We start from the raw sequence: 25,774 nt of genomic DNA, 5'->3' as shown, positions 1-25,774 counted from the left end.
CGTGCCAGTCATGGCGACTGGCGGTGCCTGCACGCGCAGGCTACATGTCCGCACGCGGACGACAGAATCTGGAATCACGCTACCATGATCACATTCGATTTTGCGCAACTACGCCTTATCGGGCTGCAGCAGGCCATCGCCAGCGCAGCCACCCAACTCGACATCTCTTCCCCCGCCGCGCAGCTGCTGCGCGTGAGCGCCGTGCACCGCGACAGCATCGGTGTGCACGATGGCATCCTGGAACACGGGGCGCAGGTCCTGCCGCGCCTGCTGCACGAGCTGCAGGCGCAAGACACCATCCTTGCCGTTGGCGACTGGGTCGCCGCCGAACACGATGGTTACGGCATGCTGTGGATAACGGCGCACTTATCCCCAGTCACGCAGATCGGCCGGCGCGGCAATGACGGCCGGCGGCAAGTGCTCGCCAGCAATGTCGATACGGCCCTGCTGGTGATGGGACTGGACGAAGACTTCAACCCGCGCCGGCTGGAACGCTATCTGGCCATCGTGCTGGCGGCCCAGGTCAGCCCCGTGGTGGTGCTGAGCAAGGCCGACGTGGCCGATGACGTGCCGGGCAAGCTGGCGCAGCTCAAACTGCGCCTGCCGCCCCACGTGCCGCTGTTTGCCATCGATACGCGCCATGCGTATGACGTGGCCATCCTGGAACCCTGGCTGGATGCCGGCCAGACCCTGGTACTGCTAGGTTCATCGGGCGCGGGCAAGTCCAGCCTGACCAACACCCTGGCTGCGGCGCAGCAGGCAACCAACGGCGTGCGCCATGGCGACGGCCGTGGCCGGCACACGACGACGGCGCGCTCGCTGCACCTGTGCGCCAGCGGCGCCTGCATCATCGACACGCCGGGCTTGCGCAGCTGGCGCGCGGACGCCGATGCGGAAACGCTGGCTGCCACGTTCGACGATATCGCGGCGCTGGCAGCGACATGCCAGTTCCGCGATTGCCAGCATGCCAGCGAGCCCGGTTGCGCCGTGCGCGGCGCCGTCGATGGGGACCGCCTGCGTAATTATCACAAGCTGCTGCGCGACGCGCGCCGCAGCGAGGAAACGCCGCTCGAACGCATTGCCGCGCGCGCCAAGTGGAAGACGATATTGAAGGCGGGGCTGGAAAGGGGAAAGGACAAGCGCCGCTAATTTTTGCTGAAAAAAAGGCAGCCCGCAGGCTGCCTTTCTTGTGCGGCGCAGATGGATTACATCTTGCGCAGCTTCTGGATCGCTGCCAGCTGCGCAATCGCGCTGGCCAGCTCGGCTTGCGCTTGCGCGTAGTCGATGCCCGAATCCTTGTTGTGGATATTTTCTTCCGCCAACTTCTTCGCTTCCAGCGCTTTCGCTTCGTCGAGGTCGTGACCGCGGATCGCGGTATCGGCCAGGACGGTCACGGTATCCGGTTGCACTTCCAGCAGGCCGCCGGCAACGAAGACGAACTCTTCTTCAGCCTGGCCGACTACCTTGATGCGGACCGCGCCCGGACGGATGCGGGTAATCAAAGGCGTGTGGCGTGGGTAGATACCCAGCTCGCCCTGTTCACCCGGCAACGCGACGAATTCTGCTTCGCCTGAAAAAATCAGTTCTTCAGCGGAAACCACGTCAACGTGAATTGTGTGTGCCATGTGTGTCCTATCGGGTTGAAGAACCCCGCCATGTAAGGGGCGGGGTTAGGCCCAGACTTAACTTAGTTAAGTTTCTTGGCTTTTTCGATTGCTTCTTCGATCGTGCCGACCATGTAGAACGCTTGTTCCGGCAGGTGATCGAGTTCGCCCGAAGCGATCATTTTGAAGCCCTTGATCGTGTCTTTGAGCGAAACGTATTTACCAGGCGCGCCGGTAAAGACTTCAGCGACGTGGAAAGGCTGCGACAGGAAACGCTGCATCTTACGTGCGCGGGCGACCAGCAGTTTGTCTTCCGGTGCCAGCTCGTCCATACCCAGAATCGCGATAATGTCGCGCAATTCCTTGTAGCGTTGCAGGGTCGTTTGCACGGCACGCGCGGTGTCATAGTGCTCTTGACCAACGATCAACGGATCCAGCTGACGCGAGGTCGAATCCAGTGGGTCCACGGCTGGGTAGATACCCAGGGAAGCGATGTCACGCGACAGCGCAACGGTCGAATCCAAGTGAGCAAACGTGGTAGCAGGCGACGGATCGGTGTAATCATCGGCTGGAACGTAGACGGCCTGGATCGAGGTGATCGAACCGGTCTTGGTCGACGTGATACGCTCTTGCAGACGGCCCATTTCTTCAGCCAGGGTCGGTTGGTAACCCACAGCCGACGGCATACGGCCCAGGAGTGCCGATACTTCGGTACCAGCCAGCGTGAAGCGGTAGATGTTGTCGACGAAGAACAGAACGTCCTTGCCTTCATCACGGAACGATTCAGCGATCGTCAGGCCGGTCAGCGCGACGCGCAGACGGTTACCTGGCGGTTCATTCATCTGACCGTAGACCATCGCGACTTTGGAGTTCTCCGGGTTTTCCAGATCGACCACTTTCGCGTCAGCCATCTCGTGGTAGAAGTCGTTACCTTCACGGGTACGCTCACCCACGCCGGCGAACACGGACACGCCGCTGTGCGCCTTGGCGATGTTGTTAATCAGTTCCATCATGTTGACGGTCTTGCCTACGCCAGCGCCGCCGAACAGACCAACTTTACCGCCTTTTGCAAACGGGCACACCAGGTCGATCACCTTGATGCCGGTTTCCAGCAGTTCTTGCGATGGCGACAGTTCGTCGTATGCAGGAGCGGTGCGGTGGATCGACGCGATCTGCTCGTGCGACACTGGGCCGCATTCGTCGATCGGGTTGCCCAGCACGTCCATGATGCGACCCAGGGTTGCTTTACCGACTGGCACCATGATAGGTTTGCCGGTGTTTTGAATCATCATGCCGCGACGCAAGCCATCGGACGAACCGAGTGCAATGGTACGGACAATGCCGTCGCCCAACTGCTGTTGTACTTCCAGGGTCAGTTCCGAGCCTGCCATCTTCAAGGCATCAAATACCTTAGGCATCGCGTTGCGGGGAAACTCAACGTCCACCACAGCGCCGATACACTGAACGATTTTGCCATCAGCCATGTTCGTTCCTTCAATATAGTTAAATTCGTTTAAACCGCAGCCGCACCGGCGACGATTTCGGAGAGTTCTTTGGTAATCGCAGCTTGGCGGGTCTTGTTGTAGATCAGCTTCAATTCGCCGATCACACTACCCGCGTTGTCGCTTGCAGCTTTCATCGCGACCATCCGTGCCGATTGCTCGGACGCCAGATTCTCCGCGACTGCCTGGTACACCAGCGCTTCTACATAGCGCTCCAGCAATTCGTCGATCACGCTTTGCGCGTCCGGCTCGTAGATGTAATCCCACGAGTGGGCACCCTTGTCGGCGACCATCTTGTCGGCCGTCAGGGGCAGCAATTGCTCCACGACTGGTTCCTGTTTCATCGTGTTGATGAATTTGGTGTAGCACAGGTACACTGCATCGATCTTGCCTGCCTGGAACTCTTCGAGCATGACCTTGACAGGTCCGATCAGTTTGTCCAGGTGGGGCGTATCGCCGGTTTGAATGGCGTGCGCAATGATCTTGACGCCGATGCGATTCAAAAAACCCAAACCCTTGTTACCGATGGCAACTGCTTCAACCCGGTTGCCAGCTGCTTCCAGCTCGCGCGACTTCGACGTCACCTGGCGCAGGATGTTGGTGTTCATGCCGCCGCACAGACCCTTGTCGGTCGTGACAACGATGAAACCCACTGCCTTCGCTTGCGTACCCTGGGCAGCTGCCAGGAACGGGTGCGTGTATTCCGGATTGGCGGTCGCCAGATTGGCGGCGATATTCCGAATCTTGTCACTGTAGGGACGAGCGGCCCGCATCCGGTCTTGCGCCTTGCGCATTTTGGACGCGGCGACCATTTCCATCGCCTTGGTGATCTTCTTCGTATTCTCTACGCTCTTGATCTTGCCTCGTATCTCTTTGCTTGATGCCATGAGTCCTTACTCCTTCTGCGCGTAGGGCGGCGCCTCACTCGAAGTGGGCGCCGCCTGGCCGCTTAATATGCGCCGGATTTCTTGAAATCAGCAATGGCCGCCGACAGAGTTGCTTCGCTGTCTTTGTCGAGTTGCTTGGTTTCTTCGATCTTGGCCAGCAGAGCAGCTTGCTTGGTCTTCATGTAAGCGTGGACACCAGCTTCGAACGACAGCACTTGCTTGACTGGCACGTCGTCCATGAAGCCTTTGTTCACCGAGAACAGCGATACGGCCATCAGCGAGATCGACAGTGGCGAGTATTGGGCTTGCTTGAGCAATTCCGTTACGCGCGCGCCGCGGTCCAGCTGCTTGCGGGTCGATTCATCCAGGTCCGAAGCGAACTGCGCAAACGCAGCCAGTTCACGGTACTGCGCCAAGTCGGTACGGATACCGCCGGACAGGTTTTTGATGACCTTGGTCTGGGCGGCGCCACCGACGCGCGATACGGAAATACCGGCGTTAATGGCAGGACGGATACCGGCGTTGAACAGCGAGGTTTCCAGGAAGATCTGACCGTCGGTAATCGAAATCACGTTGGTTGGAACGAATGCGGACACGTCGCCAGCTTGCGTTTCAATGATCGGCAGCGCCGTCAGGGAACCGGTCTTGCCTTTGACGGCGCCGTCGGTGAACTTCTCGACGTAGTCGGCGTTCACGCGTGCTGCGCGTTCCAGCAGGCGGCTGTGCAGGTAGAACACGTCGCCTGGGTACGCTTCGCGACCTGGTGGACGGCGCAGCAGCAGCGAGATTTGACGGTATGCAACAGCTTGTTTGGACAGATCATCGTAGACGATCAGTGCATCTTCACCGCGGTCACGGAAGTATTCGCCCATGGCGCAACCGGAGTACGGCGAGATGTATTGCATGGCGGCCGATTCCGAAGCGGAAGCGGCGACAACGATGGTGTATTCCATCGCGCCGTGCTGTTCCAGCGAGCGCACGATGTTCTTGATCGACGAGGCTTTTTGGCCAATCGCGACGTAGATACATTTCATGCCCTGGCCTTTTTGATTGATGATCGCATCAATCGCCACAGCCGACTTGCCGGTTTGACGGTCGCCGATGATCAGTTCGCGCTGGCCGCGGCCAACTGGAACCATCGCATCGATCGACTTCAGGCCGGTTTGCATTGGTTGCGAAACGGACTCACGGGCGATCACGCCCGGAGCGATTTTTTCAATCGCGGCCGTCAGTTTCGTCTCGATGGCGCCTTTGCCGTCGATTGGCTGACCCAGCGCGTTGACAACGCGGCCGAGCAGCTCAGGACCGACTGGCACTTCCAGAATGCGGCCGGTGCATTTCACCGTGTCGCCTTCGGAGATGTGCTCGTAGGCACCCAGAATCACGGAGCCGACGGAGTCGCGTTCCAGATTCATTGCCAGGCCAAACGTATTGCCTGGGAATTCCAGCATCTCGCCTTGCATCACGTCCGACAAACCGTGGATGCGGCAGATACCGTCGGCGACGGAAATAACCGTGCCTTGATTACGCACTTCAGCGCCGCCGTCAAGACCTTGGATCCGGCTCTTGATCAACTCGCTGATTTCAGATGGGTTGAGTTGCATACTAACTCCTAAAAGTGTTTCTCTCAGCTTGCGCGAGGGGTAAGGGTCTGTCTTAGCTGGCCTGCCGAAGCGCGTGTCTTACGACACCAGTGCAGCGTGCAGTTGCTGCAGCTTGGCGCGCACCGAGGTATCGAGCACTTGGTCGCCAACGACCACGCGCACGCCGCCGAGCAGCGATGGATCCACTGTGACGGCAGGGTTGAGCTTACGACTGAATTTCTTTTCCAGCGTTGCGACCAGCTCGGCCGTTTGGCCTTCGCTCAGATCGAAAGCGCTCGTGATCTCGGCGTCAGCCGCACCTTCCAGACCGTTTTTCAACGTATGGAATTGCGCGCCGATTTCCGGCAGCAGGCTGATGCGGCCATTTTCGATCAACATCGTGACGAAGTTTTTCACTTCCTCATTGAGCGGCGATTTCAACAACGACAGGATGGTGGCGGCGACGTCGCTTTCCGAAACTTTCGGATTGCGCGCGTACGCCTGTACCTCGGGGTGGCTACCGATCTGTGCCAGTTCGGACACCAGCTCGGACCACGCCGCGAGGTTGCTTGACTCCTTACCAGCTTGGGCTACGCGGAACAAAGCTTCCGCGTAGGGACGGGCGACGGTTGCGAGTTCTGCCATGATTACAGCTCGACAGCAAGACGCTGCAACATTTCGGCGTGAGCCGTAGCGTTAACTTCACGCTTCAAGATCTGCTCGGCACCCTTGACAGCCAGGTCAGCCACCTGAGCGCGCAATTGTTCGCGTGCTTTCGACAGTTGCTGTTCGGCGTCCGACTGGGCTTGCGCAATGATACGCGCAGCTTCAGCTTGTGCATTTTGCTTGATCTCTTCAGCAACCAGCTGCGCGCGCTTTTCAGCGTCCGCAACGCGTTGCGACGCTTCTTCACGTGCACTGTTCAATGCCTCTTGCGCACGCTTTTCAGCGACAGCCATCGAAGCTTGACCTTGATCGGCCGCAGCCAATCCATCCGCGATTCGTTTGGCACGCTCATCCAGCGCATTGTTCAGCGCTGGAAATACGAACTTCATCGAGAACCAGACCAACACCGCGAAGGTGATCATCTGGCCGATGAGCGACATATTGATGTCCATACCTTTGCTCCTAACTAAAAGTTTCTCCTAGGGTTGGAGCGAATTACTGAGCAACAGCCGTCAGAGCGGACAGGAACGGGTTAGCGAACGTGTACAGCAGAGCAACACCAACGCCGATCATCGAGATAGCATCCAGCAGACCAGCGATAACGAACAGTTTGGTTTGCAGTTGTGGCATCAGTTCTGGTTGACGTGCCGAAGCTTCCAGGAATTTGCCACCCAAGATAGCGAAGCCCAGAGCGGTGCCGATTGCGGCCAGGCCGATGATGATTGCTGCTGCCAGAACGGTCATGCTTTGTACTTGTGCGATCAGAGCTTGCATAAAATTCTCCTAAATTTAAAAACGAAAGATACTAAAAAAACAAAATATAAAGTTAATGATTAATGTTTCTCAACCGCAAGGCTCAGATACACAACCGTCAACGCCATAAACACAAAAGCTTGCAAAGTTACAATCAAGATATGGAAAATTGCCCATGGACCACCCAACGCCCACTGTGCCCACCAAGGCAACAACGCGATCAAGATGAAAATCAGTTCGCCGGCGTACATATTGCCGAACAGTCGCAGCGACAGGGAGATCAGTTTTGCAACCAGCTCAACCATTTGCAGCAGGAAATTGACAGGTGCCAGGGCGATCGTGCCGATCAGGCCGCTCGCATGGAACGGTGCCGTGAACAGTTCCTTGATCCAGCCGCCCAGGCCCTTGGCCTTGATCGAGAAGGCGATCACGCACAGCACGACCGACAGCGACATGGCGAAGGTGTGGTTGACGTCGGCGGTCGGCACGGCGCGCAGTTTATGCACGCCAAACCAGCTCAGAATCTTCGGCAACAGGTCAACCGGCAGGAAGTCCATCGCGTTGAGCAACCAGACCCACACAAAAATAGTGATGGCCAGCGGCGCGATGACCTTGCTTTTCGCGTGGAAGGCCCCATTAATAGTGTCATTGACGATTTCCATGACCATTTCGACGAAGTTTTGCAACTTGCCAGGGACACCAGCCGTCGCGCGGCGCGACGCCATATAGAAAACAGCCAGGAAAACAAAGCCCAGAATGGCCGAAATCCAGAACGTATCCAGATTGATCATGCCGTCGGCACTTCTCAGGTGGGCCAGATGGTGACTGATGTATTCTGTGGCGTTGGCCGGGGCAGCATGGCCCGCTTCAATAGCGTGTTCTGTGGTCATAATGAATTTAGATTTGTCGTTTCAGAGCACAACAGGCCCCAAAACCAATGATTAAACAGCGAGCAATGAAAACCAGTATGCTAAGGTTGCCACCGCGAAACCCAAGATCAGCCATAACCAGGCGGCCGACTGAAACAACACCAGTGCCAATATAAACAGCACCGCTGTGATAAATATTTTCACCACTTCTGCGCGCAAATGCGCCCGGAATGCCTTGTTGGCGTCGCTAGAACCGCGAACCACCAGCAGGGCATACACCAGGCTACCGATGACTGCGATAGCGCCGCCGTATGCGGCGGACCAGCCTCTGACACTGCCACCGAAAAACAGGGTGACCGTGGCAAAGCTGATAGCGATTGCTAGCTGCAATGCAACTACTTTGTAGACTGGTTTGGCAATACTTTGTTGTGAATCACTCAATTGCCAAGTTCCCAGAAAAATCTACACACGCAAAGACACGGGATTATAGTTGGCTTTGATCTATAGAGTCAAACGTTGCTGCACCGCAGCAGGGCAATTGCTGCGTGAAACTGACGCTTTACCGACTATTCGCCGCCATTTGCACCACTATATGGCAAAGTCGCTTGTCTGGCCGCTTCCAGCCGTGTTATCAAGGAATCACGTGGTGCATCTGGAAAGCATGGCCGGATTGTCCACACCCGCATGATCCCTGCCTTTGCAGCTTGCTATTTAACCACGCAAGCGGGTCAACAAACCATCGAGCACGTCAAGATCGGCAAAATCAATCACCAATTGGCCACGGCCCTTGTTGCCCATCTTGAATACCACGGGCGTGGCCAGCGCATCGGACAGCTCTTCTTCCAGGCGCGCGATGTCGCCGGACTTTTCCTTTTGCCGCGGCTCGACCGGGTTGGCCGCTTCCTCGACCGAGCGCGTCACGAGCTTTTCCGTTTCGCGCACCGACAGGCGCTTGGCCACGACCTGGTTGGCCAAGGTGATCTGGCTGGCCGCATCGACGGCCAGCAGCGCGCGCGCATGGCCCATGTCGATATCGCCGGCCATCAGCATGGTCTGCACGGGAGCGGCCAGGTTCATCAAACGCAACAGGTTCGACACGGCGCTGCGCGAGCGTCCCAGCGCAGTGGCCGCTTGCTCATGCGTAAAACTGAAGTCGGCGATCAGGCGGTGGATGCCCTGCGCTTCTTCCAGGGGATTCAAGTCTTCGCGCTGGATGTTCTCGATCAGCGCCATGGCCGCGGCGGCCAGGTCGTCCACGTCGCGCACCAGCACCGGCACTTCCGTCAGACCGGCCAGTTGCGACGCGCGGAAACGGCGTTCGCCAGCGATGATTTCATATTTGATCAAGCCGCTCAAGGTGTCTTGCCCGATCGGGCGCACCAGGATAGGCTGCATCAGCCCTTGCGCCTTGATCGAGGCGGCCAGTTCATTCAAGGCCCCCTCGTCCATGCGCGTGCGCGGCTGGTATTTGCCGGCTTGCATTTGCGACACGGGCAAGTTCGACGGTTGATGCGTGTCCGGACTGGCAAAGTCGCCGCCCCCGCCGCCCAACAGAGCGTCGAGTCCGCGACCCAGTCCTTTTAATTTTTTCGTAGCCATGCTGTCCTAATCGTGTTTTCAGAGTAAGCGCTTACATCGAATCGTGCAGACGCTCGCCCCTTGTTTACATATGTTTGATGCGTTCGACCATCTCGGCGCCGAAGGCGATATATGCCTGGGCACCTTTCGAGCTGGGGTCGAAGGTCACGCCGGGCAAGCCGTACGATGGCGCTTCGGCCAGGCGGACATTGCGCGGGATAATGGTATTGAAAACCTTGTCGCCGAAGTGCTGTTCCAGCTGCGCCGACACTTGTTGCGATAATGTCATGCGTGGATCGAACATCACGCGCAAGAGCCCAATGATCTTCAAGTCCGGGTTCAGGTTCGCATGCACCTTCTTGATGGTGTTGACCAGGTCGGACAAGCCTTCCAGCGCGTAGTACTCGCACTGCATCGGGATAATCACGCCATGCGCGGCGCACAGGCCGTTCAGGGTCAGCATCGATAATGCCGGTGGGCAATCTACTAATATGAAGTCGTATTCGCCGTCCACTTCGGCCAGCGCATCCTTCAGGCGGCGTTCGCGGTTGTCCAGCTCGACCATCTCCACTTCCGCGCCGGCCAGCTCGCGGTTCGACGGCAAGACATCGAAGCGCCCCGCTTCCGAACGCTGGCGTGCCGTTTTGACATCGGACTCGCCCAGCATGACTTCATACGTCGATGCCTTCAGGCCGGCCTTGTTGATGCCGGCGCCCATGGTCGCATTGCCCTGCGGGTCGAGGTCGACCAGCAGCACGCGCTGGTTCAACTTGGCCAGACCGGCGGAGAGGTTGACACTTGTTGTGGTTTTACCAACACCACCCTTTTGATTTGCTACACAAAAAATTTTGGCCATGTATCTTCTAGTTGTAAAGAGATGCAAACTTCATCGTGCGCCCCGGCATCTGGCCGAAACGATTTATACTGTTTATTTCATTTATACGATATAAATCGTTTATACGGTTTATATTATTTATACCGTATAAACCATTTATATGATTTATATCGTTTAATTTTCTGGCGTTTAAATGCTTGCTATAAAGACCAGATGACGCTCTGCATTTAGCCCTGGCACCGCGATTGCGCGTAGCTCGGTTACTTGCCATTCCGCTGGCAGTCGCTCGCGCTCGTCTGGCGGTGCCACCCCTTTCAAGGCGATGAATTGCCCGCCCTCGGCCAGCACATGGTTCGACCAGTTGACGAAGTCGGACAGGTCGGCAAAGGCGCGCGAGGTGATCACGTCGAATTTCTGCTGCACTTCCAGCTGTTCCACCCGTTTCGTGTACACGGTCACGTTGGCAAGGCCCAGTTCCGCTTTCACTTGCGTCAAGAATGCCGTCTTCTTATGCACCGTGTCGATCATCGACACCTTCACATCGGGGCGCGCGATGGCCAGGACCATGCCCGGCAAGCCGCCGCCGGCGCCCACGTCGAGCACATTCTTTGCATCCGCGAACGCCGGCACGGCGGCCAGCGAATCGAGTACGTGCAGGGTCAGCATCTGCATGGGATCGCGCACCGACGTCAGGTTGTACACGCTGTTCCATTTGGCCAGCAAGGCCAGGTAATCGAGCAGTTTTTCCGTCTGATCCGCGCTCAGGTCGAGCCCCAGCGCGGCGATGCCTTCATTCAAAATCTGGGCCAGTGCGGCCCGGTCAAACTGCTTCATTCAACAACCTCGTCCTTTAAAGTGGTGGTCTGCGCGGCACCAAAACCGCGCTTTTTCAGGTGCACCAGCAGCAGTGAAATCGCCGCCGGCGTCACACCGGAAATGCGCGATGCCTGGCCCAGGGTTTCAGGGCGCTGCTTGTCGAGTTTTTGCCGCACTTCGACGGACAGCGCGCCGATATCCAGATAATTGAAACCTTCCGGCAAGGCCAGGGTTTCATAGTGTTCGTGGCGCTCGATTTCCTTGCTCTGGCGCTCGATGTAGCCCGCATATTTGAGCTGGATTTCCACCTGCTCGCGCACGGCGGGGTCTTCCACGCCGGGACCCGCCAGGGCCTGGCCTTCCATGCCCGTCATGCTCATCAGGGTGTCGTAGGCCACGTTCGGGCGGCGCAGCAAGTCCGCCAGCGAATACTCGCGTTCGATAGCCTGGCCAACGATGCGTTCCGATTCGGCAGCCGCCAGGATGCGCGGGTTGACCCACGTGGAACGCAGACGCTCGAGCTCCAGCGCCACCGCTTCGCGCTTCGTTTCAAACGCTTGCCATTGGGCGTCGCCCACGCAGCCCAGGGCGCGGCCGATTTCCGTCAGGCGCATGTCGGCATTGTCTTCGCGCAGGCTCAGGCGGTACTCGGCGCGGCTGGTAAACATGCGGTACGGTTCCTGCACGCCCTGGGTGATCAGATCGTCGACCAGCACGCCCAGATAGGCCTCGGAGCGGCCCGGTACCCAGGCTTCCTTGTCCTGCGTCAGCAAGGCCGCATTCAGGCCCGCCAGCATGCCTTGCGCGGCCGCTTCCTCGTAGCCCGTGGTGCCGTTGATCTGGCCGGCAAAGAACAGGCCGGCGACAGCCTTCGTTTCCAGCGAGGCCTTCAAGCCGCGCGGGTCGAAGTAATCGTATTCGATGGCGTAGCCGGGGCGCAGGATGTGAGCATTTTCCATGCCCTTCATCGATTGCACGAGGGCGATCTGCACGTCGAACGGCAGGCTGGTGGAGATGCCGTTCGGATAGAATTCATGCGTCGTCAAGCCTTCCGGCTCGAGGAAGATCTGGTGCGATTCCTTGCCCGAGAAACGGTGGATCTTGTCTTCGATCGACGGGCAATAACGGGGGCCCACGCCCTCGATCACGCCCGTGTACATGGGGCTGCGGTCGAGGCCGGCGCGGATGATGTCGTGCGTCTGGCTATTCGTGTGCGTGACCCAGCACGGTACCTGGCGCGGATGCATGGACGTGTTGCCCATCACGGAAAACACGGGCACGGGATCGAGGTCGCCCGGCTGTTCTTGCATCACGGAAAAGTCGATCGTGCGGCCATCGATGCGCGGCGGCGTACCGGTTTTCAGGCGGCCCTGCGGCAGTTTCAGCTCTTTCAGGCGGGCCGACAGCGAGATGGCGGGCGGGTCGCCGGCGCGGCCGGCCGAGTAGTTATTCAAGCCCACGTGGATCTTGCCGTCGAGGAAAGTGCCAGCCGTCAGCACCACGGCGCGCGCGAGAAACTTCAAGCCGATCTGCGTCACGGCGCCGACGACACGGTCGCCTTCGACGATCAGATCATCGACGGCTTGCTGGAACAGCCACAGGTTAGTCTGGTTTTCCAGGCGCGTACGGATGGCGGCCTTATACAAAATACGGTCGGCCTGGGCGCGCGTGGCGCGGACTGCCGGGCCTTTCGAGGAGTTCAGGATGCGGAACTGGATGCCGGATTCGTCGGTGGCAATCGCCATCGCGCCACCCATGGCATCGACTTCCTTGACCAGGTGGCCCTTGCCGATGCCACCGATGGAAGGGTTGCACGACATCTGGCCCAATGTCTCAATATTATGCGTGAGCAATAGCGTCTTCTGCCCCATGCGGGCGGAAGCGAGGGCCGCCTCGGTACCGGCGTGACCACCACCGACAACGATGACGTCGAATTCTGTAGGAAATAACATGATAAATAGGTAACAGTGCAAGTAAAAATGCGGGATGAGAGCTCCGATTATAGAGTCTTTTTGCAAGCGCAACCTTGCGCAGCCCATTTTTTGCTTAATTTTTACTCAGCAGGAGCAAGTCAACGACGATTTCTGTTTCACGTGGAACACGCAGCGTGGGCAAGCGGAGGGCTGCGGTGGCGTGAAATGTTTGCTACAATTGCCGCATCGTCCGCCAACGTGACCACGCCAGTGGCCTGCGGGACGATCATCCAGGAGGACGGCCTCCCCCATCATGGGAACACACCGGGACGGCCCGCTCTGTATAAGGAGCCGCCATGGCCTGGATACTTTTACTCATTGCCGGCATGTTTGAAGTCGTGTGGGCATACTCGATGAAACTCTCCGAGGGTTTCACCAAACTCACCCCCTCCGTTGTCACCATCGTCATGATGATCGCCAGCTTCGGCTTGCTGTCGCTGGCCATGCGCACCCTGCCCCTTGGTACGGCTTATACGATCTGGACCGGCATCGGCGCCGTCGGCGCCTTTATCGTCGGCATCGTTTTTCTGGGCGAGCAGCTCAATACCATGCGCGTATGCGCCGCCATCCTCATCGTGTGCGGCATCGTGCTGATGAAACTGTCGTCCAGCCACTGAGAGGAATCCCCATGCTTCTCGAAAACTATTTCCCCGTCCTCCTGTTCATTCTGATCGGCATCCTGGTCGGCATCGTGCCCATGCTGCTGGGGCGCACGCTGGGCCCGCACAAACCGGATCCGCAAAAACTGTCGCCGTACGAATGCGGCTTCGAAGCGTTCGGCGACGCGCGCATGAAGTTCGACATCCGTTTCTACCTGGTCGCCATTCTCTTCATCCTGTTCGATATCGAGGTGATCTTCCTGATGCCGTGGGCGGCCAACGTGAATGAACTCGGCTTGCCCGGTTTCTGGGCCGTCATGGGTTTCTTGAGCATACTGGCCATCGGCCTGGCCTATGAATGGAAACGCGGCGCGCTGGAGTGGGAGTAGTCCCCGCTTTTTGTTCCACGTGAAACAGGCGCGGGGCGGGAAAGCGGAGTAAGCTGGGCTTCTGCCATCACTGTCAGGAGTCTGCATGTCCGCCTTCCAGTTCCGCACCGTGCCGCACCTGATCGTTGAACCGGGCACCGCCGCCCAGCTGGGTGCGCATATCGCCCATCACTTCCCCACCGTGCGCCGCGCCCTGCTCGTCACCGATGCAGGCTTTTTGCGCACGGGTCTGGCCGATGCCTCCTTGCACAACCTGCAGGCGGCCGGCATCGAGGTCCACGTCTTTTCCGAAGTGCAAGCCGATCCGCCGGAAGCCATCGTGCTGGCCGGTGTGGCCCAGGCCCGGATGTTTCACGTGGAACTGATTATCGGCCTCGGTGGGGGCAGCTCGCTGGATGTGGCCAAGCTCATCGCCGTGCTGGCACCGGGCCACCAGGAACTGGCCCAACTGTATGGCATCGGCAATGTCCACGGCCAGCGCCTGCCCCTGGTGCTATTACCGACCACGGCCGGCACGGGCTCGGAAGTCACGCACATCGCCATCGTCACCACGGGCGCCACCAGCAAGATGGGCGTGGTCGCACCGCAACTGTATGCGGATCTGGCCATCCTCGACGCCAGCCTGACCCTGGGCTTGCCACCCGCCGTGACGGCCGCCACCGGCATCGATGCCATGGTGCATGCGATCGAAGCGTACACCAGCCGCCTGTTGAAAAACCCATTGTCCGACATGCTGGCCACGCAAGCCTTGTCACTGCTCTCCAGCAACCTGGTCACCGCCTGCCGCGATGGCAGCAACTTGCCGGCGCGCCAGGCCATGCTGCTGGGCGCCATGCTGGCCGGCCAGGCGTTTGCCAATGCGCCCGTGGCCGCCGTGCATGCGCTCGCCTATCCCATCGGAGGTCTGTTCCACGTGCCGCATGGCTTGTCGAATGCGCTGGTGCTGCCGCACGTGCTGCGTTTCAATCTATCCCACGCGGCGCCCCTGTATGCGCAACTGGCAGCCGTCCTGCAACCGGGCATCACGGGCAGCGAGGAAGCGCGCGCCATGGTCCTGATCGACGCCCTGCAGGAGATTGCCCTGGCGACGGGCATCGCGCGCACCCTGCGCGAAGTGGGCATCGCGGCCAGCGACCTGGACCGTCTGGCCGATGAAGCCATGCTGCAGACGCGCTTGCTGGGGAACAACCCCCGGCCCGTCACGCACAGCGATGCGCGCGCCATCTATGCTGCCGCACTGTGAGACAGCAGACGGAATCAGCCAACCCGTCCGCCTAAACTAGCACCATGACACCTCTCGACATCCCGATTCATCCTGACGCCACCAGCTTTCCACACGGTGCCTGTGCAGGCTGCCACGACAGCGCGCCGCTGCCGTTTGCTTTCGAGTATGCCTATCAGCCCATCGTCGACCTGGCCACGCGCAGTATCTATGCGCACGAGGCGCTGGTGCGCGGGCCCAACGGCGAAAGCGCGGCCAGCGTGCTGGCGCAAGTCAACGACGCCAACCGCTACCGCTTCGACCAGGCTTGCCGCGTCAAGGCCGTGGCCGGCGCAGCAAAGCTGGATATGCCGGGCTTTCTGTCGATCAACTTCTTGCCCAACGCCGTCTACCGTCCCGAAGTGTGCATCCGCAGCACCCTGGAAGCGGCCACCTTGCACCGCTTCCCCACCCATAAAATCATCTTTGAAGTGACGGAAGGCGAACGGGTGCAGGACCGTCCCCATCTGGTCGAGATCTTCCGCGCCTATCGGCGCTTCGGTTTCCAGACGGCCATCGATGATTTCGGCGCCGGCTATGCGGGCTTGAACCTGCTGGCCGAATACCAGCCCGACATCATCAAGATCGACATGGATCTGGTGCGCGGGATCGATATGCACGCGCCACGCCAGGCGATCGTGCGGGCCATCGCCAGCCTGTGCCGCGAGCTCGGTATCCGCGTACTGGCCGAAGGCATCGAGACACGCGCCGAGCGCGATTTCCTGGCCAGCTGCGGCATTTCCCTGATGCAGGGCTACTGGTTTTCCAAGCCTGTCTTCCAGGGGCTGGGCAACATCCCCGATACGGCCTGGGAATAAAAACGGCCACGTGAAACGTGGCCGCAAGTTCCACAAGCGATACCGCCTAGTTGGGAATGTCGACGACCGTCCCCGTCACGCTGATGGCATTGCCGGGCGCCGGCGCCGTGGCGATCGCTGGCACGTTGACATTCGTGATCAGGGTTGACGCATCGGCGCGCGTCACCGTGCGCACCACCTGCGATGGCGGCAAGGCTTGCTTGGCATTCAAGTGCACATACATGGCATCGAGCGCCCGGTTCAGGTACACGTGCAGGGGCACGATCAGGGTCGGCAAAGCGCTGCTGAAGGAATCGAAATGGTTGGCGTTCGTCACCTCGATATAGCGCAGGCGGCTATTGCTCCCTTCCACGGCGGCGTTCAGGCCAAGATAGGCGCGCGAAGCGTGATTGACGGGAATCAGGGTATCGCTGCGGCCGTGCACGATGATGGCCGGCTTGCCATTCAATTTGCCGCTGGCAGCGACCTCCGCCATGCCTGCCCGCACGCGCACGCTTTGCCCGGCCAGCGTGCCTTGCAAGTTGGCGCCACTGACGGTATCGCGCCCCGTCGCCAGGCTGCGCAGGCACAGGAAGCCGTCGAGCGACTGGTCCGCCAGGCCGCTGGAAGACGACACGCCGGCCGTGTACACCCTGGCGCCGCCCACGCTGTTTTCATACACGACATTGCCGAGGATGCCGTTTTGCGCGGCAAAGCTGGCCGCCTTTTGCGCCGACGTGAATGCGACCGGATTGCCGCTGAGATCGGTCTGCGCAAACGTGAAACCGCACACCTTGTCCGTGACGGAGAATTTGCCGTAGGCATACGCATACGTGACAGCCACGAGGATATTCGTGCCCGCGTGTGCCGCCTGCAGCGGATCGGAATCAAGCAGCCAGCCATACGCGCGCAAGCGCTGCTTCGCGTCCGCCTGCTGGGCGGCCAGGTCAGCGCCGTTCAATAAACCCTTGCTGACCAGCGCCGTGCAGCGTCCCGCATTGCCGGCCACGGAAGCGATGCACGGCTGATACAAGGCCGCATAGGTGGCGTAGTCGAACAGCGCACGGCCGGGATTGGCGACCACCGCCCCGCCCTGGCGCACGCTGTAGGCGCTTGACGCCGTCGGCTGGATCTGCGGCTCACTGGCCGCCACGCCGCTGATCAAGCCCTTGGTATCCTGTTCCGCCGCCAGCAAGGCCGAGCCGGCGCCGTTGGAAATACTCGAGGCAATCGTGATGGTGTTCTTCGGCGTCAGGCGCACGATGCGCGCACTGCCGTCGCGGGCCAGCACGCCGTAGCGCTCGTTCAAGACGTAATACGCCATCTCGACCGCCTGCAAGGTCACCTTGCCCCAATCCTTCTCGGGATTCTGCTGCGAGTGCGCGTGCTTGAAGGCGATGCGATTCGGGTTCGCGCCGGACCAGGCCAGGCGGTCGGCGTCGCTCAAGTCGGGCGCGAAGAGCGCATTCTTGCCGGCGGCCACCCTGCCCGCGCGCACGCCGTTCTGCAGGTTGACGCTGTCGTCCTCGAACACGTACAAGCCCGTGCCGGAGCCCTTGTCGGCATACGCCACGGCGCAGCCTTTTTTCAAGCCCCATTCACCCGAGCTGCCGATGGCGCCGTAGATGCCGCGCGAGCCGCTGGACGTGCCCGTGACGATGCAGGCATGGTCGGGATCGAAGCTGGCCGGCACCTGCACCATCAAGGTGACATTCTTCTTTCCCGAGCCATCGTCGGCATAGGCGATGTATTCACTGCCCGCGACCAGGCCCTCGCCCGTGCCCACGTTCCCGGACGCATCCACGTTCGGTCCGTACAGGGTGCCGTAGCCACTGTTGGCGGCAATGTCGAGTACGGCGCGGTAATTGGCGTAGATGGCATTGCGGCGCAGTTCGAGCGGCGTCGGTTGTTCCACGTTTGCATACGCGGGCGTTGCTCCCGCCAGCCCCGTCTTGCCCAGGCCGGCCGTCAGCAGATCATTGCTCTTGCCGTCGTAGTCGGCCCGCGTGATGGTGCCCAGGTAGCCGGGCATCTGGTTCAGCTCTTCCGGCGCATGGTTGCTGCCGCAGGCTGCCAACGCCAGCAAGGTGCACAGGCTGCTCCCCGCGCGCGTGATCGTCGTTTGCATGGTGGTTCTCTCCGTTGAAGTAACAGTGGACGCACAATGAAAAACGCCGGACGATCCGTCCGGCGTTGCTTGAAAATCAGACCGCGGCCTTGGCAGCCCTGCCGCCGAAGCGCGCGATGGCTTCGCCGACAATGCCGCGCCGGAACATCAGTACGCAGATAACGAAGATCACGCCGGTGACCATGCCGACCGATTCGCCCAGGGTGCCGAACCACTCGATGCCCGTGTGCGTGGCCAGATAGGTACCGACATCGCCCAGCTTGTTTTCCAGCGCGATGATCAAGACGGCGCCGAGGATGGGACCGGACAAGGTGCCCATGCCGCCTACCAAAGTCATCAGCACGACCAGGCCCGACATGCCCCAGTACACGTCGGTCAGGGTTTCAAAGCCCAGCACCAGGGTCTTGGTGGCGCCGGCCAGCGCGGCCAGCGAAGCGGACAGCACGATGGCCATCAGCTTGTACTTGTTGACGTCGTAGCCCAGCGAGATGGCGCGCGGTTCGTTTTCCTTGATCGCCTTGAGGACCTGACCGAATGGCGAGTGGATGGTGCGCACGATCAGGGCGAAGCCGGCGACAAAAATGGCCAGCACGACGTAGTACAAGACGGTGTCATTGCCCAGGTCTATCGTGCCCAGCAAGGTTCCACGTGGAACACCCTGCAAACCATCCTCGCCCCCCGTAAAGGGCAGACGCAAGGCCAGGAAGTACACCATCTGCGCCAGCGCCAGGGTGATCATCGTAAAGTAGATGCCCTGGCGGCGGATCGCCAGGCCGCCGATCACCAGGCCCAGCAAGGCGCCCGTGGCGACGCCGGCCAGCAAGCCCAGTTCCGTTGGCCAGCCCCAGGTGCGTAGCGCGTAGCCGGTGACATAGCCGGCGCCGCCGAAGAAGGCCGCATGGCCGAACGACAGCAAGCCGGTGTAGCCGATCAGCAAGTTGAAAGCACAGGCAAACAGGGCAAAGCACAGCAACTTCATCAGGAAGACGGGATAGCCGTAAAACGGGGCCGCCAACGCCAGCAGCAAGGCAATGGCGTAACCTACATTTTTATTCATCGTGGTAGCTCCAATACATGACTGATGAGGATTACTTTTCTTTGCCGAACAGGCCGGCGGGACGCAGCAGCAGCACGATGACCATCACGACGAACACCACGGTGGCAGAGCCTTCCGGGTAGAACACGCGGGTCAGGCCCTCGATCACGCCCAGGCCCAGGCCCGTCAGGATGGAGCCCATGATGGAACCCATGCCGCCAATCACCACCACGGCAAACACGACGATGATCAGGTTCGAGCCCATCAGCGGCGAGACCTGGATGATCGGCGCCGCCAGCACGCCGGCGAAACCGGCCAGCGCCACGCCGAAGCCGAACGTCAGGGTTACCATCAGCGGCACGTTGATGCCGAACGCCTCCACCAGTTTCGGGTTTTCCGTGCCGGCCCGCAGGTAGGCACCGAGCTTGGTTTTTTCGATGAAGAACCAGGTAGCCAGGCACACGGTGAGCGAGGCGATCACCACCCAGGCGCGGTAGTTCGGCAGGATCATGAAACCCAGGTCCGTCGCGCCAGCCAGCGCTTCAGGCACGGCATACGGCTGTCCCGAGACGCCATAGAAGGAGCGGAACACGCCTTCCATGATCAGGGTGATGCCAAAGGTCAGCAGCAAGCCATACAGGTGGTCGAGTTTATATAACCAGCGCAGCATGGTCTTTTCGATCAGGATGCCAACCAGGCCGACCAGGATCGGGGCGATGACCAGCATGGCCCAGTAACTGATGTCGAAATAACTGAGGCCCATCCAGGCCAGGAAGGCGCCCATCATGTACATGGCGCCGTGCGAGAAATTAATCACATTAAGCAAGCCGAAGATAACGGCCAGACCGAGGGACAACATGGCATAGAACGAGCCGTTGACGAGACCCAGCAGCAGCTGGCTCATCATCGCTTGTATTGGAACGCCGAAAATTTCCATGGCATCACAGTATAAAAAGCACCGCCGGACGACGGTGTGGTATCAAGGGAAACACGCCGCCACAAACGGGTGCGGCGGCGCAAGGCGTACCCTGCGGGCGAAGCGTGCAGGACAGAGCGCCCGCGCAGCGGCGGGTACTCTGTGGAGGTTGCTACAGCGTTACTTCCACAACGAACACTTCGATTCGGCCTTGGTCACATACGCTTGCGCACCGGGCACGGTGGCGACCACCTTGTAGTAATCCCATGGATACTTCGACTCGGATGGCTTCTTGACTTCCATCAAATACATATCGTGCACCATGCGGCCATCGGGACGCACTTCGCCATTCTGGGTAAACATGTCGTTGATCTTGGTCTTTTTCAGGTAAGCCATGACTTTCTCGGTGTCATCCGTCCCCAGCGCCTTGACGGCTTTCAGGTAGTTCGCCGCGGCCGAATAGTCGGCCGCCTGCAGCATCGACGGCTCTTTCTTCATCTTGGCGAAATAGCGTTTCGACCAGGCGCGCGTGTCCGCATTCAAGTCCCAGTACCAGCCATCCGTCAGGTACATGCCTTGCGTCAGGTTCAGGCCCAGCGAATGGATGTCATTGATGAAGATCAGCAAGCCGGCCAGTTTCATCGATTTCGTCAGGCCGAACTCGTTGGCCGCCTTGATGCTGTTGATGGCGTCGCCGCCCGCATTGGCCAGACCGAGGATTTGCGGCTTGGACGATTGCGCCTGCAGCAGGAAGGAAGAGAAATCCGAAGCGCCCAGCGGATGCTTGACGCTGCCCAGCACCTTGCCGCCGGCCGCCTTGACGACCTCGGCCGTGTCTTTTTCCAGCGAATGGCCAAACGCGTAGTCGGCCGTCATGAAGTACCAGTTCTTGCCGCCCTGCTTGACGATGGTGCCGCCCGTACCGCGCGCCAGCGCCACCGTGTCGTAGGCGTAATGCACGGTGTAAGGCGTGCACTCTTCATTCGTCAGGCGCGAGGAACCGGCGCCGATGGCAATGAAGATTTTTTTCTTTTCCGCCGCGACCTTGGCCATGGCCAGGCTGGCGCCGGAATTGGTGCCGCCGATCAGCATGTCGACGCCCTGCTGGTCGAACCATTCGCGCGCCTTCGAGGCGGCGATGTCGGCCTTGTTTTGATGGTCGGCAGAAATGAATTCCACCTTTTTGCCGGCCAGCACGACGCCGGCATCGGCGATCGCCATCTTTATGGCTTCCGCGCCGCCGAGGCCGTCGACGTCGGAGTACACGCCCGACATGTCGGAAATAAAACCGATCTTGATCGTGTCGCCCGATACCTGGGCGTGCACAGCGGCGGAAAAGCCCAGGGCGCAAAGAGTGGCGGTGGCAATGGCGATAGCGTTACGTTTCATAGTGTCTCCGTTGGGATTATTGTTTGCTATTCAGTCGATTGCTGGACGATAACGCGTACCAGATGTACGCGTACTACATGGGGACTACACGCCAAGCAGCTCGGTCAATACCGGCATCTTGGCCTCCAGTTCGGATGCAGCAAAAGTCTCGACGATCTGACCGTGCTCCATCACATAAAACCGGTCCGCCAGTGGCGCGGCAAACCGGAAATTCTGTTCCACCATGACAATGGTGTAGCCCTTCGCTTTCAGGGTGGTGATCATGCGCGCCAGCCCTTGCACGATGACGGGCGCCAGGCCTTCGGAAATTTCATCGAGCAGCAGCAGGCGCGCGCCCGTGCGCAGGATGCGCGCCACGGCCAGCATCTGCTGTTCCCCGCCCGACAGGCGCGTGCCCTGGCTGTGGCGGCGTTCCTGCAAGTTCGGGAACATGGCGTAGATTTCTTCCACCGACATGCCCTTCTCTCCGCTGGCCAGGGTCGGCGGCAGCAGCAGGTTTTCTTCCGTCGACAGCGAGGAAAAAATGCCGCGCTCTTCAGGACAATACCCGATGCCCAGGTGGGCGATTTTGTGCGTGGCCAAACCTATCGCTTCGACACCGTTGACCTTGATCGAGCCCGTGCGCGCCCCCGTCAGTCCCATGATGGCGCGCAAGGTGGTGGTGCGGCCGGCGCCGTTGCGGCCCAGCAAAGTCACCACTTCACCCTGCTCCACTTTCAAGTTCACGTCATGCAGGATGTGCGATTCGCCATACCAGGTGTGCAGCTGTGCAATTTCCAGCGCGGGTGCGCCGCGATTCGCTTGTGTCGCCATCAATGCGCCCCTTCCAGTTCCGCGTGGGTGGTGCCCATGTACGCTTCCATCACGTGCGGATTGCGCGACACTTCCGCGTAACTGCCTTCGGCCAGCATGGCGCCGCGCTGCAGGACGGAAATCTTGTCGCAGATGCCCGAGACCACGCTCATATTGTGTTCCACCATCAGAATCGTCCGGCCAGCCGACACCTTTTTGATCAGTTCCGTCACGCGATGCACGTCTTCATGACCCATGCCTTGCGTCGGTTCGTCGAGCAGCATCATTTCCGGCTCCATCGCCAGGGTGGTGGCAATTTCCAGCGCCCGCTTGCGTCCGTACGGCATGTCGACCGTGATGGTGTCGGCAAATTCCGTCAGGTCGACCTCGGCCAGCAAGGCCATGGCGCGGTCGTTGAGCTGATTCAGGGAACGTTCGCTTTGCCAGAAGTGGAACGACGTGCCCAGCTGGCGCTGCAAGCCGATGCGCACATTTTGCAGCACCGACAAATGCGGGAAGACGGCGGAAATCTGGAAGGAACGGATCACGCCCATACGCGCGATCTGGGCGGGTTTGGCGGCAGTGATATCTTTCCCATTGAACAGGATCTGTCCTGAAGTGGGGACCAGGAATTTGGTGAGCAAGTTAAAACACGTGGTCTTGCCGGCGCCGTTCGGACCGATCAAGGCGTGGATATGGCCCCGCTCTACCTTCAGGTTCACCTCGCTCACAGCGGTGAAACCCTTGAATTCCTTGGTCAAATTTCTTGTTTCCAAGATTACGTTTGACATCGTGTCTCCTAGTTGTACTTTTTGTACTACTTAGTCATTTTTATAATACACAACTTAAATTTAACGCACAATACAGTATAACTACGGGGATTTTGCGCCAGCCCGAATGGCGCAAACTCGCGCCTTTACCCAGCTATTTCCTGCTATTTCCAGGCCGCGTGTATCATTTGCGCCGCTTTTTCCGCGATCATCACAGTGGGCGAGTTCGTGTTACCAGAAGTAATGTAGGGCATGATCGATGCATCGACAACGCGCAAGCCAGCCACGCCGATCACGCGCAACTGACTGTCGACCACGCTAGATCCATCGCTGGCCAGGCCCATGCGGCAAGTACCCACCGGGTGGAAGATGGTGGTACCGATCTGGCTGGCCGCCTGCGCCAGCTCTTCCTGGCTCTGGAATTGCACGCCGGGCTTGTATTCCTGCGGCGCAAACTTACTTAACGCCGGCGCGGCCACGATGGCCCGCGTCAGCCGCAAGGCGTGGGCCGCCACTGTACGGTCCTGCTCCGTACTCAGGTAATTGGGCACGATCTTCGGCGCCGCATAGCTGTCGGCCGAGGCGATCTGCACATGGCCGCGCGAAGTGGGTCGCAAATTGCAGACGCTGGCCGTAAACGCGGGAAACGCATGCAAGGGTTCGCCGAATTTGTCCAGGGAGAGCGGCTGCACGTGGTATTGCAGATTCGGCGTGGCTTGCTGCGGATCGGACTTGGCGAACGCCCCCAGCTGCGACGGTGCCATCGACATGGGCCCGCTCTGGAACAGCGCATACTGCAAGCCGATCTGCATTTTTCCAACGATATTGCTGGCCATCACATTCAAGGTTTTTACGCCCTGCACCTTAAAGACCATGCGCAGCTGCAAATGATCTTGCAGGTTGCCGCCCACGCCAACAGCGTCCAGCACGGGCGCAATACCATGTTGCTGCAGCAAGCTGGCCGGGCCAATGCCGGACAATTGCAGCAATTGCGGCGAACCGATGGCGCCCGCCGTCAGCAAGGTTTCCCGCCGGGCCGTCGCCTGCCACTGCGTGCCGCCGCCCGTAAATACAATGCCCGTGCAGCGCGGCCCCGACTCCGTCGTTTCCAGCAGCAATCGTTCCACGTGGCAGCCCGTCATGATCGTCAGGTTCGGGCGGCGCGATGCCGGTTTCAGGAACGCTTTCGAGGTATTCCAGCGGATGCCGCGGCGCTGGTTGACGTCGAAATATGCGCTGCCGCTATTGTCGCCGCCATTGAAATCGCTGGTTTTCGGGATGCCGACCTGCTGCGCCGCATCGCGGAACGCGTTCAGGATATCCCACGACAAGCGCTGTTTTTCCACGCGCCATTCACCACCGACGCCATGGTTTTCCGACGCGCCGCCGTAGTAATCCTCGCTTTTTTTAAAGAGCGGCAAGACCTTGTCCCAGCGCCAGGAAGCGTCGTCCGTCAAATCGGCCCAGTGGTCGTAATCGCCGGCCTGGCCGCGCATATAGATCATGCCATTGATGGAAGAGCTGCCGCCCAGCACTTTTCCGCGTGGATAGATCAGGCTGCGCCCGCCCAGGCCCGCGTCCGCCTGCGTGGAATACAGCCAATCCGTGCGGGGATTGCCGATGCAATGCAGATAGCCGACGGGGATATGGATCCACACGTAATCATCCTTGCCGCCCGCTTCCACGAGTAAAACGTTGGCATCCTTGTCGCGCGTGAGCCGGTTGGCCAGCACGCAACCTGCCGTGCCGCCGCCCACGATGATGTAGTCGTATTCGCCTGCCGATTCCAATGAAGCTCCTTTCGGTATGCCATCAAGCTGTCGCGCGGCGTGTCTCCCCACCGCGTCCCTTTACCAGAGTCTGTCTTTCTTCATGCATGCATGGCTGCTGAGCCGCCTTGAGATTACCACCAGTGCTGGGCAAGGGCGACATTAATCGTGGCCAGCGATATGCGCGAGCGTCACGGCAAGCTCAAAAACAGGGTCATCAAGCTGTGGATAACCGTATGGATATCCACAGGTACGATATGTGCGTAAACGAAAAATTTTTTCAGCGGCTTTTTTTTGTCCAGAAACCGTCCCAGGCAGATACACCCCTTACTCAGCGCTTATCCGCACGCCAAGCGATTGTTTACAAGGATAAATCGGGACTTATCCACAGAAGATGTGCCCGTTAACTACTATTACTATTCTTGTATATGAACTTGTTAAGGTAAACCCGACAACGCGCGCTTTGCCTGCCCTTCGTCTTTGAAAGGGTTCGCAAGCTTGTCTTCAAAAAAAAAGCCGACGAGCGGCTTTGCTGACAAAAAAAATTCGAGCCAACAACTGCGCGACGAAAACCGGCGTGGCCAACATCACGCGCACAGCACTGCCAAACCGTTTTGCAAAATGGGAACGTCAACAGGCTTGAGCGGGCACAGTGCCAGCAAGCGGTTCGATATGAAAGAGAGGGGAAATTTGAGACGGTTGTGGATAAGTCACTTGATATCCACAGGATGACTTGTGAGTAAACACGAAGTTATGCGCAGGCCCGCATTTTATACAATTTTGCTCCTCGCGTGATACAGCGATTATGCACGCTTTATTTTGCGCGTAAACGGTTGATCCTGTTGAAAAAAAGCGACTTATC

Annotated in this window: 25 protein-coding genes; 5 read left to right on the top strand and 20 right to left on the bottom strand. The window is 59.4% G+C overall.

Going from position 1 to position 25,774, the window contains the following annotated elements:
- The first annotated feature begins 84 nt into the window (after positions 1–84).
- Entirely contained in the window at positions 85–1,149 is a 1,065-nt protein-coding gene (gene rsgA / locus JAB1_RS10665) for a ribosome small subunit-dependent GTPase A (RefSeq protein ID WP_070279930.1), read from the top strand.
- Between the two features lie 56 nt (positions 1,150–1,205).
- On the opposite strand, the gene JAB1_RS10660 is transcribed toward rsgA, so the two are convergent.
- The 13 genes from JAB1_RS10660 to mnmG form a co-directional block, all read right to left on the bottom strand.
- Entirely contained in the window at positions 1,206–1,625 is a 420-nt protein-coding gene (locus JAB1_RS10660) for a F0F1 ATP synthase subunit epsilon (RefSeq protein ID WP_034752707.1), read from the bottom strand.
- Positions 1,626–1,687: 62 nt separating this feature from the next.
- Positions 1,688–3,088, bottom strand: coding sequence for a F0F1 ATP synthase subunit beta (atpD, locus tag JAB1_RS10655; protein WP_034752705.1), 1,401 nt, complete (start codon positions 3,086–3,088; stop codon positions 1,688–1,690).
- Between the two features lie 29 nt (positions 3,089–3,117).
- Positions 3,118–3,993, bottom strand: a complete 876-nt coding sequence (atpG, locus tag JAB1_RS10650; protein ID WP_034783836.1) for a F0F1 ATP synthase subunit gamma — start codon at positions 3,991–3,993, stop codon at positions 3,118–3,120.
- 62 nt (positions 3,994–4,055) lie between these two features.
- A complete protein-coding gene (gene atpA / locus JAB1_RS10645; RefSeq protein WP_034752701.1) occupies positions 4,056–5,597 on the bottom strand; it encodes a F0F1 ATP synthase subunit alpha in 1,542 nt (513 codons plus the stop codon).
- Positions 5,598–5,675: 78 nt separating this feature from the next.
- On the bottom strand, positions 5,676–6,221 hold the full coding sequence (locus tag JAB1_RS10640) for a F0F1 ATP synthase subunit delta (RefSeq protein ID WP_034783838.1): 546 nt from the start codon (positions 6,219–6,221) through the stop codon (positions 5,676–5,678).
- A gap of 2 nt (positions 6,222–6,223) precedes the next feature.
- Positions 6,224–6,694: a F0F1 ATP synthase subunit B gene (locus JAB1_RS10635; RefSeq protein WP_034752697.1), complete on the bottom strand. Its 471-nt coding sequence runs from the start codon at positions 6,692–6,694 to the stop codon at positions 6,224–6,226.
- Positions 6,695–6,737: 43 nt separating this feature from the next.
- Positions 6,738–7,016 (bottom strand): F0F1 ATP synthase subunit C, encoded by a 279-nt coding sequence (gene atpE / locus JAB1_RS10630; protein WP_034752695.1) that lies wholly within the window; start codon positions 7,014–7,016, stop codon positions 6,738–6,740.
- A 59-nt stretch (positions 7,017–7,075) separates the two neighbouring features.
- Positions 7,076–7,885 carry a F0F1 ATP synthase subunit A gene (atpB, locus tag JAB1_RS10625; protein ID WP_046681851.1) on the bottom strand — a complete coding sequence of 270 codons (810 nt, stop codon included), beginning with the start codon at positions 7,883–7,885 and terminating at the stop codon, positions 7,076–7,078.
- Between the two features lie 51 nt (positions 7,886–7,936).
- Positions 7,937–8,305 (bottom strand): ATP synthase subunit I, encoded by a 369-nt coding sequence (locus JAB1_RS10620; protein WP_034752692.1) that lies wholly within the window; start codon positions 8,303–8,305, stop codon positions 7,937–7,939.
- A 270-nt stretch (positions 8,306–8,575) separates the two neighbouring features.
- On the bottom strand, positions 8,576–9,463 hold the full coding sequence (locus JAB1_RS10615; RefSeq protein WP_034783839.1) for a ParB/RepB/Spo0J family partition protein: 888 nt from the start codon (positions 9,461–9,463) through the stop codon (positions 8,576–8,578).
- A 64-nt stretch (positions 9,464–9,527) separates the two neighbouring features.
- The gene (locus JAB1_RS10610; protein ID WP_034752687.1) at positions 9,528–10,298 is read right to left on the bottom strand and encodes an AAA family ATPase; all 771 of its coding nucleotides are present in this window, start codon (positions 10,296–10,298) and stop codon (positions 9,528–9,530) included.
- A 168-nt stretch (positions 10,299–10,466) separates the two neighbouring features.
- Entirely contained in the window at positions 10,467–11,111 is a 645-nt protein-coding gene (gene rsmG / locus JAB1_RS10605) for a 16S rRNA (guanine(527)-N(7))-methyltransferase RsmG (RefSeq protein ID WP_070279929.1), read from the bottom strand.
- Positions 11,108–13,045: a tRNA uridine-5-carboxymethylaminomethyl(34) synthesis enzyme MnmG gene (mnmG, locus tag JAB1_RS10600; protein ID WP_070279928.1), complete on the bottom strand. Its 1,938-nt coding sequence runs from the start codon at positions 13,043–13,045 to the stop codon at positions 11,108–11,110. Before mnmG ends, rsmG begins: the two co-directional genes overlap by 4 nt.
- 317 nt (positions 13,046–13,362) lie before the next feature.
- Between mnmG and sugE the strand changes: the two genes are divergently transcribed.
- The 4 genes from sugE (at position 13,363) to JAB1_RS10580 (ending at position 16,133) form a co-directional block, all read left to right on the top strand.
- Positions 13,363–13,683, top strand: coding sequence for a quaternary ammonium compound efflux SMR transporter SugE (sugE, locus tag JAB1_RS10595; RefSeq protein WP_070279927.1), 321 nt, complete (start codon positions 13,363–13,365; stop codon positions 13,681–13,683).
- 11 nt (positions 13,684–13,694) lie between these two features.
- Positions 13,695–14,054 (top strand): NADH-quinone oxidoreductase subunit A, encoded by a 360-nt coding sequence (locus JAB1_RS10590; RefSeq protein ID WP_034783844.1) that lies wholly within the window; start codon positions 13,695–13,697, stop codon positions 14,052–14,054.
- Between the two features lie 85 nt (positions 14,055–14,139).
- Positions 14,140–15,297 carry an iron-containing alcohol dehydrogenase gene (locus JAB1_RS10585; RefSeq protein WP_070279926.1) on the top strand — a complete coding sequence of 386 codons (1,158 nt, stop codon included), beginning with the start codon at positions 14,140–14,142 and terminating at the stop codon, positions 15,295–15,297.
- Between the two features lie 44 nt (positions 15,298–15,341).
- Positions 15,342–16,133, top strand: coding sequence for an EAL domain-containing protein (locus JAB1_RS10580; RefSeq protein WP_070279925.1), 792 nt, complete (start codon positions 15,342–15,344; stop codon positions 16,131–16,133).
- Positions 16,134–16,179: 46 nt separating this feature from the next.
- Here the strand turns inward: JAB1_RS10580 and JAB1_RS10575 are convergent, their stop codons facing one another.
- The 7 genes from JAB1_RS10575 to JAB1_RS10545 all read right to left on the bottom strand — a co-directional run bounded on the left by JAB1_RS10575 (position 16,180) and on the right by JAB1_RS10545 (position 24,933).
- Positions 16,180–18,240: a 3-hydroxybutyrate oligomer hydrolase family protein gene (locus tag JAB1_RS10575; RefSeq protein ID WP_070279924.1), complete on the bottom strand. Its 2,061-nt coding sequence runs from the start codon at positions 18,238–18,240 to the stop codon at positions 16,180–16,182.
- Positions 18,241–18,316: 76 nt separating this feature from the next.
- Entirely contained in the window at positions 18,317–19,297 is a 981-nt protein-coding gene (locus tag JAB1_RS10570) for a branched-chain amino acid ABC transporter permease (RefSeq protein WP_034752665.1), read from the bottom strand.
- Positions 19,298–19,328: 31 nt separating this feature from the next.
- On the bottom strand, positions 19,329–20,213 hold the full coding sequence (locus JAB1_RS10565; protein ID WP_070279923.1) for a branched-chain amino acid ABC transporter permease: 885 nt from the start codon (positions 20,211–20,213) through the stop codon (positions 19,329–19,331).
- Positions 20,214–20,372: 159 nt separating this feature from the next.
- The gene (locus tag JAB1_RS10560) at positions 20,373–21,581 is read right to left on the bottom strand and encodes an ABC transporter substrate-binding protein (RefSeq protein ID WP_070279922.1); all 1,209 of its coding nucleotides are present in this window, start codon (positions 21,579–21,581) and stop codon (positions 20,373–20,375) included.
- An 84-nt stretch (positions 21,582–21,665) separates the two neighbouring features.
- The gene (locus JAB1_RS10555; RefSeq protein ID WP_034783852.1) at positions 21,666–22,394 is read right to left on the bottom strand and encodes an ABC transporter ATP-binding protein; all 729 of its coding nucleotides are present in this window, start codon (positions 22,392–22,394) and stop codon (positions 21,666–21,668) included.
- The gene (locus JAB1_RS10550) at positions 22,394–23,164 is read right to left on the bottom strand and encodes an ABC transporter ATP-binding protein (protein ID WP_070279921.1); all 771 of its coding nucleotides are present in this window, start codon (positions 23,162–23,164) and stop codon (positions 22,394–22,396) included. The genes JAB1_RS10555 and JAB1_RS10550 overlap by 1 nt, the downstream gene beginning before the upstream one ends.
- Positions 23,165–23,307: 143 nt before the next feature.
- Entirely contained in the window at positions 23,308–24,933 is a 1,626-nt protein-coding gene (locus tag JAB1_RS10545) for a GMC family oxidoreductase N-terminal domain-containing protein (protein ID WP_070279920.1), read from the bottom strand.
- Positions 24,934–25,774: the final 841 nt, after the last annotated feature.

It is taken from the genome of Janthinobacterium sp. MP5059B (assembly GCF_001758645.1).
Lineage (GTDB): Bacteria > Pseudomonadota > Gammaproteobacteria > Burkholderiales > Burkholderiaceae_D > Janthinobacterium > Janthinobacterium lividum.
This window is presented reverse-complemented; position numbering and strand designations above follow the sequence as displayed.

What these genes read in the sequence shown, in the direction of transcription:
- rsgA (WP_070279930.1), top strand. Translation starts at nt 85, where the DNA reads ATGATCACATTCGATTTTGCGCAACTACGCCTTATCGGGCTGCAGCAG.
- JAB1_RS10660 (WP_034752707.1), bottom strand. Translation starts at nt 1,625, where the DNA reads ATGGCACACACAATTCACGTTGACGTGGTTTCCGCTGAAGAACTGATT.
- atpD (WP_034752705.1), bottom strand. Translation starts at nt 3,088, where the DNA reads ATGGCTGATGGCAAAATCGTTCAGTGTATCGGCGCTGTGGTGGACGTT.
- atpG (WP_034783836.1), bottom strand. Translation starts at nt 3,993, where the DNA reads ATGGCATCAAGCAAAGAGATACGAGGCAAGATCAAGAGCGTAGAGAAT.
- atpA (WP_034752701.1), bottom strand. Translation starts at nt 5,597, where the DNA reads ATGCAACTCAACCCATCTGAAATCAGCGAGTTGATCAAGAGCCGGATC.
- JAB1_RS10640 (WP_034783838.1), bottom strand. Translation starts at nt 6,221, where the DNA reads ATGGCAGAACTCGCAACCGTCGCCCGTCCCTACGCGGAAGCTTTGTTC.
- JAB1_RS10635 (WP_034752697.1), bottom strand. Translation starts at nt 6,694, where the DNA reads ATGGACATCAATATGTCGCTCATCGGCCAGATGATCACCTTCGCGGTG.
- atpE (WP_034752695.1), bottom strand. Translation starts at nt 7,016, where the DNA reads ATGCAAGCTCTGATCGCACAAGTACAAAGCATGACCGTTCTGGCAGCA.
- atpB (WP_046681851.1), bottom strand. Translation starts at nt 7,885, where the DNA reads ATGACCACAGAACACGCTATTGAAGCGGGCCATGCTGCCCCGGCCAAC.
- JAB1_RS10615 (WP_034783839.1), bottom strand. Translation starts at nt 9,463, where the DNA reads ATGGCTACGAAAAAATTAAAAGGACTGGGTCGCGGACTCGACGCTCTG.
- JAB1_RS10610 (WP_034752687.1), bottom strand. Translation starts at nt 10,298, where the DNA reads ATGGCCAAAATTTTTTGTGTAGCAAATCAAAAGGGTGGTGTTGGTAAA.
- rsmG (WP_070279929.1), bottom strand. Translation starts at nt 11,111, where the DNA reads ATGAAGCAGTTTGACCGGGCCGCACTGGCCCAGATTTTGAATGAAGGC.
- mnmG (WP_070279928.1), bottom strand. Translation starts at nt 13,045, where the DNA reads ATGTTATTTCCTACAGAATTCGACGTCATCGTTGTCGGTGGTGGTCAC.
- sugE (WP_070279927.1), top strand. Translation starts at nt 13,363, where the DNA reads ATGGCCTGGATACTTTTACTCATTGCCGGCATGTTTGAAGTCGTGTGG.
- JAB1_RS10590 (WP_034783844.1), top strand. Translation starts at nt 13,695, where the DNA reads ATGCTTCTCGAAAACTATTTCCCCGTCCTCCTGTTCATTCTGATCGGC.
- JAB1_RS10585 (WP_070279926.1), top strand. Translation starts at nt 14,140, where the DNA reads ATGTCCGCCTTCCAGTTCCGCACCGTGCCGCACCTGATCGTTGAACCG.
- JAB1_RS10580 (WP_070279925.1), top strand. Translation starts at nt 15,342, where the DNA reads ATGACACCTCTCGACATCCCGATTCATCCTGACGCCACCAGCTTTCCA.
- JAB1_RS10575 (WP_070279924.1), bottom strand. Translation starts at nt 18,240, where the DNA reads ATGCAAACGACGATCACGCGCGCGGGGAGCAGCCTGTGCACCTTGCTG.
- JAB1_RS10570 (WP_034752665.1), bottom strand. Translation starts at nt 19,297, where the DNA reads ATGAATAAAAATGTAGGTTACGCCATTGCCTTGCTGCTGGCGTTGGCG.
- JAB1_RS10565 (WP_070279923.1), bottom strand. Translation starts at nt 20,213, where the DNA reads ATGGAAATTTTCGGCGTTCCAATACAAGCGATGATGAGCCAGCTGCTG.
- JAB1_RS10560 (WP_070279922.1), bottom strand. Translation starts at nt 21,581, where the DNA reads ATGAAACGTAACGCTATCGCCATTGCCACCGCCACTCTTTGCGCCCTG.
- JAB1_RS10555 (WP_034783852.1), bottom strand. Translation starts at nt 22,394, where the DNA reads ATGGCGACACAAGCGAATCGCGGCGCACCCGCGCTGGAAATTGCACAG.
- JAB1_RS10550 (WP_070279921.1), bottom strand. Translation starts at nt 23,164, where the DNA reads ATGTCAAACGTAATCTTGGAAACAAGAAATTTGACCAAGGAATTCAAG.